Source organism: Marinobacter gudaonensis, assembly GCF_900115175.1.
Lineage (GTDB): Bacteria > Pseudomonadota > Gammaproteobacteria > Pseudomonadales > Oleiphilaceae > Marinobacter > Marinobacter gudaonensis.
The window spans coordinates 354,882-361,443 of sequence record NZ_FOYV01000002.1 but is presented as its reverse complement, the minus strand read 5'-3'; the positions used below and the strand labels follow the sequence as shown (position 1 = coordinate 361,443).

Here is a 6,562-nt window from a genome sequence, read left to right as displayed (position 1 = left end):
CGCTGCGAGGCGTTGAGCTAACCGGTACTAATTGCTCGTGCGGCTTGACTATATAACACCCAAGACAATTGCGGATAACGCAAGAGCTAGCGAAAGCCACGCTCTAACGAAATCAACATCACTTAACTCTATCCCGTCCCCCAGTGATCAACCGTTTTGCCTGACGACCATAGCGGTCTGGAACCACCTGATCCCATCCCGAACTCAGAAGTGAAACAGACCAGCGCCGATGGTAGTGTGGCGTTGCCCATGTGAGAGTAGGTCATCGTCAGGCTCCTAAATAAAACAGCCCCGACAGCATCAGCTGCCGGGGCTTTTTTATTTTGGATCGAGGCCCTGCTGTGCACTACAAAGGCCCCCATGTGACCAGCTTGCCAACGGCAAGCGCAGGACGCGGGAGCGCAGCGACGGCGGGCCCGAAGGGCCGAGCGCGACAGCGCGAGCAATGTAGGTCATCGTCAGGCTCCTAATACCCAAAACCCCAGCATCCTTGATGCTGGGGTTTTTTATTGGCCGGATAAAAGTTCCCGTGCCTACGGTGATATACTCTTGCCATTACAAATCCAATCCCCCATGGAGCCTCACAATGCCTGAGACTGATCATCTGGTAATTTTCGATACAACGCTCCGTGATGGCGAGCAGAGCCCCGGGGCGACCATGAACAAGGCAGAGAAACTTCGCATCGCCAAGGCCCTTGAGAAGCTCCGGGTGGATGTGATCGAGGCGGGATTCGCGATTGCCAGTCAGGGCGACTTTGAGGCAGTAAAAGCCATCGCCGAGTCGATCAAGGAATCTACAGTCTGCAGCCTTGCCCGGGCGCTGGATAATGACATTGACCGCGCAGCGGAGGCTATTCGTCCAGCGGCGCAAGGGCGTATTCATACGTTTATTGCAACTTCTCCAATCCACATGAAGCACAAGCTGCAAATGCAGCCGGATGAAGTGGTTGAGCAGGCAGTTCGGGCCGTGAAGCGTGCTCGCAGCCATGTGGACGATGTGGAGTTCTCCTGTGAGGACGCCGGTCGCTCCGAGCTGGATTTTCTCTGCCGGATCATTGAGGCTGCCATCGATGCGGGTGCCCGTACCATTAACATTCCCGACACCGTGGGTTATGCCATTCCCGAGCAGTTTGGCGAGACCATCCATCAGTTGCTCAACCGGATTCCAAATGCCGACAAGGCTATCTTCTCGGTGCATTGCCATAACGACCTGGGGCTTGCCGTGGCCAACTCTCTGGCTGCGGTGTCCCGCGGTGCCCGTCAGGTAGAGTGCACCATTAATGGTCTGGGCGAGCGCGCCGGCAACGCCGCACTGGAAGAGATCGTGATGGCAGTCCGCACGCGCCAGGATTTGTTCCAGATCGACACCCGTATAGATACCCAGCATATCGTGCCTGCCTCCCGCCTGGTCTCTACTATTACCGGTTTCCCGGTTCAGCCCAACAAGGCCATCGTTGGCGCGAACGCCTTTGCCCACGAGTCGGGTATTCATCAGGACGGTGTGCTCAAGCATCGGGAAACCTACGAGATCATGCGGGCGCAGGACGTGGGCTGGCACACCAATAGTCTGGTGCTGGGCAAGCATTCCGGCCGCAACGCGTTCCGGACTCGTCTGATGGAGCTGGGCATTCAGTTTGAAACCGAAACTGAGCTGAACGAAGCGTTTACCCGATTCAAAGCACTGGCCGATCTCAAGCATGAGATTTTCGATGAGGATCTCCAGGCCATTGCCAGTGATACCCGGCAAAAAGAGGAAGAAGGCCGGTACGGACTGGTCTGCATGCAGGTCTGCTCGGAAACCGGCGTGGTCCCCAAGGCCAACTTGACCCTCACGGTGGATGGCAAGGAGCACAAGGTGGAAGCAGAGGGAAGTGGTCCGGTCGATGCAACCTTCAAGGCCATAGAGTCCCTGGTGGATTCTGGCTGTAATCTGCAGCTTTATTCGGTCAACAACATCACCAGTGGTACCGACGCCCAGGGTGAGGTCACGGTGAGACTGGAGCGTGGCGGCAGGATAGTGAACGGTGTGGGTGCCGACACGGACATTATTATCGCTTCCGCCAAGGCCTACATTGAGGCGCTCAATCTGATCAGCCGGGGTGGCATTCGGCAGCACCCGCAGGTGGCGGATGTTTAAAACGGCGATTCCAGAGATGCAGGCAGCCTGAATGATTCGAACTGAAACCGAACGGCAGTTCTATCTTGCCACCGCGGGCATCCGCCTGTGGTATGCCCGCAAACCGTTACCCGGTGCAGCCCCGAGTCCTGATTTCGAGTTCCTCCCGGAGCCGCCCCGTGCCGAGCGGGTGGCGCCGGAACCGGTGGCATCCCCAGGCATGAGACCCCTACCGGCCAGGAAATCGTCTCAGAGACAGACGAGTGCGAAAGACGGCGGCGCCCGTATTGCCGACCTTCAGGCTCTTATGGAAGAGCAGCCCGTCGCCGGTAAAGCGCCGTTGCCGGAGCCGTTGGCTACCACATCCGGATCGGAGCCTGCGAAGGAGTCGGAAAGTCGAATCGCCGATCAGCCGGTCTCAGGGTCTGCCCAGGCCCTCGACATCAGGATCTGGGCTGGCGACCGGGTGGCGTTGATCGCTGACTTTTCTTCAGACGCGAGTCAGCGGCTCCAGGAAGTCCTGGCCGCCAACATTCTGGCCAGCGTCGGAGAACGTCAGGCCCGTGACCTGGGCCGGATCGGCTGGCCGATCTTCAACAATTTGCGGGTTCTGGCCAAGAATGGCAGTAACGTGCAGGAGGTTCTTCGCAGTGTGGTGGCTGGAATCAATGGGCATGAGATTATAGTGCTCAGGAGTGCGTCAAAGGGCAGTAACGACTGGATTGCAGAAGCCCTGGAGCGTTCACCGGCGGTAAGCTTTCCGCATTCGCTGGCAGAGCTTGCGGGCGACTCAGGCCTCAAGCGGAGACTCTGGCAGTTGATCAAGCCGCTGGGCGCCCGTTGATGGCCCGTCCTGGTGTCTATCAACAGGTCCTGCTGTCCGATTTGCAACTGAGGCCTCTGGCAGAGGAAGACCTGCCTTCGGTTCTGGATATTGAGCGTCAGGGCTATTCCCACCCATGGAGCGAGGCCGTTTTCCTGGATTGTTTCAAGGACAGTTACCGCCTCTGGGCTGCCAGCCATGGTGATCGTCTTGCGGGCTATGCCGTGGTTGCCTACATGGCCGGAGAGGCACACCTGCTCAATCTCTGTGTCCACCCGCTGGCCCGGGGGCAGGGCGTCGGGCGGTACCTCCTCAAACATCTGCTTGCCACCGCGGCCCACGAGGGCATGTCGCAGTTGCTGCTGGAAGTCCGGATAAGCAACAGGCCCGCCATTGATCTGTATCGTCGGGAGGGCTTTCACGAGATCGGGCAGCGCCCCGGATATTATCCGGCACCCGACGGCCGCGAGGATGCCCTGGTGATGGTTCGTACGCTGTCGCGCTAGCGTGCAGTCAGTACGCCGGTGTTCGCGAATTCAACCCATAGGCTCTATAATGGCCGCCTTTTTCCGAGCTTCAGATTCAGGTTCCGTTTCGATTATGTCTACCCTTTCCAAGGAAGTGGCCAAGCGCCGTACCTTCGCCATCATATCGCACCCGGACGCCGGTAAAACCACCATCACGGAGAAGGTCCTTCTGTTCGGGCAGGCTATCCAGAAGGCGGGCACCGTCAAGGGCAAGAAATCGGGCCAGCATGCCAAGTCCGACTGGATGGAGATGGAAAAAGAGCGGGGCATTTCTGTCACCACCTCGGTGATGCAGTTTCCCTACGGTGGGCGGCTGGTGAACTTGCTGGATACGCCGGGCCACGAGGATTTCTCGGAAGACACCTACCGGACGCTGACCGCCGTGGACTCCTGCCTCATGGTTATCGATAGCGCCAAGGGCGTTGAGGAACGAACCATCAAGCTGATGGAGGTCACGCGACTGCGGGATACTCCTATCCTGACGTTCATGAACAAACTCGACCGTGACACGCGAGACCCCGTGGAACTCATGGACGAAGTTGAGGACGTGCTCAAGATTGCCTGTGCGCCGATCACCTGGCCCATCGGCATGGGTAAGAGTTTCAAGGGCGTATACCACCTGTTGCGGGACGAAGTGATTCTGTACCAGTCGGGCCAGGGGCACACCATTCAGGAGAAGCGGGTGATTCCCGGGCTTGATAATCCCGAGTTGGATCAGGCCATTGGTGCCTACGCCACAGACCTGAGAGACGAGATCGAACTGGTCAAGGGAGCATCCCACGAATTCGACCAGCAGGCTTTTCTTGCCGGCGAACTGACCCCGGTATTCTTCGGTACCGCCCTGGGTAACTTTGGTGTGGATCACATGCTGGATGGTCTTGTGGATTGGGCGCCGGCGCCGCAGCCCAGGGAGACCGACCAGAGACTGGTGGAGCCAGCGGAAGACGGCTTCTCGGGCTTTGTCTTCAAAATACAGGCCAATATGGATCCTCAGCACCGGGATCGGGTGGCCTTCCTGCGGATTGTGTCCGGCAAATACAGCCAGGGCATGAAGGCCCGCCATGTGCGCATCGGCAAGGAGGTTCGGTTCTCCGATGCCCTGACCTTTATGGCCGGGGACCGTGAGCATGCAGACGAAGCCTTCGCTGGCGATATCATCGGTCTGCACAATCACGGCACCATCCAGCTGGGCGACACCTTCACTGCGGGCGAGGACATGAAGTTCACGGGTATACCGAACTTCGCTCCGGAACTGTTCCGCCGGATTCGCCTGAAGGATCCGCTCAAGGCCAAGCAGTTGCAAAAGGGGTTGATCCAGCTGTCCGAGGAAGGGGCCGTGCAGGTGTTCCGGCCGCTTCGCAACAATGACCTGATTGTAGGTGCCGTCGGGGTGCTGCAGTTTGATGTTGTGGTCAGTCGCCTGAAAAGCGAGTACAAGGTGGAAGCCATCTACGAGCCGATCAACGTGGCGACGGCGCGCTGGGTGACCTGCAAGGACGAGCGCAAGCTCGACGAATTCCAGCGCAAGAACAACGACAACCTGGCGCTGGATGGCAGCGACAGGCTCGCCTACATTGCGCCAACCATGGTAAACCTGAACCTGGCCCAGGAGCGTTACCCGGACATTCAGTTCCACAAAACCCGGGAACATTGAGAGCACCGGGGGCAGGGAGGTGACCATGGAGTTGATCGACGCCCATTGCCATTTCGACTTTCCCCGCTTCGACGACTGCCGCGCTGCGGAACTGGATGCCGCTCGCGCCCAGGGTATGAGCCGCCTGGTCATACCCGGTGTTCGGCGGCCGGACTGGGGGCGGGTGCGGGATACTGCAAAAGGCTATGACGGTCTTTACTACTGCCTGGGCATTCATCCCTGGTTCGTTGCTGAACACGGTGACGACGACCTCGCCGAGCTACGCCGACAGCTGATAGCGCGGCCTGAGGAGTGCGTGGCCGTGGGTGAGTGTGGTCTGGACCGTTTACATGGCAATCTTGACGAGCAGTGGCCCTGGTTTGAGGCGCAGATCGAACTGGCCTCGGAACTTGCGCTGCCACTGGTGGTGCATTCGGTCAAAACCCATGACGAAATTCACGGTTGTCTAAGGCAGCGTCATTGGTCCGGTCGTGCGTTGATCCACGGATTTTCGGGCAGCAAGGAACAGGCCGGCAAGCTGGCCGATCTGGGGTGCTTTATCGGCATTGGAGGCGTGATTACCCATTCACGGGCCCGTAAGACCCGGGAGACGGTTGCCGGGCTACCTCTGGACTGCCTGGTGCTTGAAACCGACGCCCCCGATATGGCGCCGGAGGGAGTGAAAAAGGGGCGCAATTCCCCTGTGTATCTGACGCAAATTTTCCGGGCGCTCGCGGACCTCCGGCCAGAGCCCGAGGACGTCCTGGCCCGGGCTCTGATCGACAACGCGTGCCGCCTGTATGGTTGGCCCGGCGTGTGGATAAGTGAATAACGAAACAGTGTGGCGCGGGGTTGGTTTTCCCGGGTGGTTCGAGTATACTTCGCGCCCTGGCTTTTCAAGGCGATGTCATTATCTCAGCCCCGAATGATGGCAGCGCAACATACAGGTATGGAACCTCCTCCGGATGCCTTGCATTTACCGGTGGCGGTTTTTAACGTTTCTTATATAGCGTTCAAGGCGGAATCATGAAGACTCTGAGTGCGAAACCAGAAACAGTAAAACGTGACTGGTACGTTGTAGACGCAGCCGGCAAGACGCTGGGTCGTCTGTCAACCGAAATCGCCCTTCGTCTGCGGGGCAAGCATAAGCCTGAGTACACCCCTCACGTAGACACCGGCGATTACATTGTTGTGATCAATGCGAGCCAGGTGCGGGTTACCGGCAAAAAAGCATCTGACAAGATGTATTACAGCCATACCGGCTTTCCCGGTGGAATCAAATCCATCAACTTCGAGAAGCTGGTCGACAAGGCACCCGAGCAAATCATCCAGAAGTCTGTGAAAGGCATGCTTCCGAAGGGCCCGCTCGGCCGCGCCATGTTCAAGAAGCTGAAAATCTATGCCGGCGCTGAGCATCCTCACGCAGCCCAGCAGCCCAAAGAACTCGACATTTAACGGAAGGC

Annotated in this window: 6 protein-coding genes and 1 rRNA gene; all 7 read left to right on the top strand. The window is 58.4% G+C overall.

Translation table 11 applies throughout. The features are described from left to right. Nucleotides 1–159 precede the first annotated feature (159 nt). The 7 genes from rrf (at nucleotide 160) to rplM (ending at nucleotide 6,554) form a co-directional block, all read left to right on the top strand. Nucleotides 160–274: ribosomal RNA gene (rrf, locus tag BM344_RS14805) — 5S ribosomal RNA — on the top strand. Nucleotides 275–586: 312 nt separating this feature from the next. Further along, entirely contained in the window at nucleotides 587–2,137 is a 1,551-nt protein-coding gene (locus tag BM344_RS14800; protein WP_091991868.1) for a 2-isopropylmalate synthase, read from the top strand. A gap of 31 nt (nucleotides 2,138–2,168) precedes the next feature. Continuing rightward, complete coding sequence (locus BM344_RS14795) at nucleotides 2,169–2,960, top strand: hypothetical protein (RefSeq protein WP_091991865.1); 792 nt, start codon at nucleotides 2,169–2,171, stop codon at nucleotides 2,958–2,960. Continuing rightward, the gene (rimI, locus tag BM344_RS14790) at nucleotides 2,960–3,445 is read left to right on the top strand and encodes a ribosomal protein S18-alanine N-acetyltransferase (RefSeq protein WP_091991863.1); all 486 of its coding nucleotides are present in this window, start codon (nucleotides 2,960–2,962) and stop codon (nucleotides 3,443–3,445) included. The genes BM344_RS14795 and rimI overlap by 1 nt, the downstream gene beginning before the upstream one ends. Nucleotides 3,446–3,539: 94 nt before the next feature. Continuing rightward, the gene (prfC, locus tag BM344_RS14785; RefSeq protein ID WP_091991861.1) at nucleotides 3,540–5,120 is read left to right on the top strand and encodes a peptide chain release factor 3; all 1,581 of its coding nucleotides are present in this window, start codon (nucleotides 3,540–3,542) and stop codon (nucleotides 5,118–5,120) included. A 25-nt stretch (nucleotides 5,121–5,145) separates the two neighbouring features. Then, a complete protein-coding gene (locus BM344_RS14780; protein WP_091991859.1) occupies nucleotides 5,146–5,931 on the top strand; it encodes a TatD family hydrolase in 786 nt (261 codons plus the stop codon). A 194-nt stretch (nucleotides 5,932–6,125) separates the two neighbouring features. Continuing rightward, the gene (gene rplM, locus BM344_RS14775; RefSeq protein ID WP_008176556.1) at nucleotides 6,126–6,554 is read left to right on the top strand and encodes a 50S ribosomal protein L13; all 429 of its coding nucleotides are present in this window, start codon (nucleotides 6,126–6,128) and stop codon (nucleotides 6,552–6,554) included. Nucleotides 6,555–6,562: the final 8 nt, after the last annotated feature.

Coding starts and splice junctions, on each gene's coding strand:
- BM344_RS14780 (WP_091991859.1), top strand. CDS start 5,146: ATGGAGTTGATCGACGCCCATTGCCATTTCGACTTTCCCCGCTTCGAC.
- BM344_RS14800 (WP_091991868.1), top strand. CDS start 587: ATGCCTGAGACTGATCATCTGGTAATTTTCGATACAACGCTCCGTGAT.
- rimI (WP_091991863.1), top strand. CDS start 2,960: ATGGCCCGTCCTGGTGTCTATCAACAGGTCCTGCTGTCCGATTTGCAA.
- prfC (WP_091991861.1), top strand. CDS start 3,540: ATGTCTACCCTTTCCAAGGAAGTGGCCAAGCGCCGTACCTTCGCCATC.
- BM344_RS14795 (WP_091991865.1), top strand. CDS start 2,169: ATGATTCGAACTGAAACCGAACGGCAGTTCTATCTTGCCACCGCGGGC.
- rplM (WP_008176556.1), top strand. CDS start 6,126: ATGAAGACTCTGAGTGCGAAACCAGAAACAGTAAAACGTGACTGGTAC.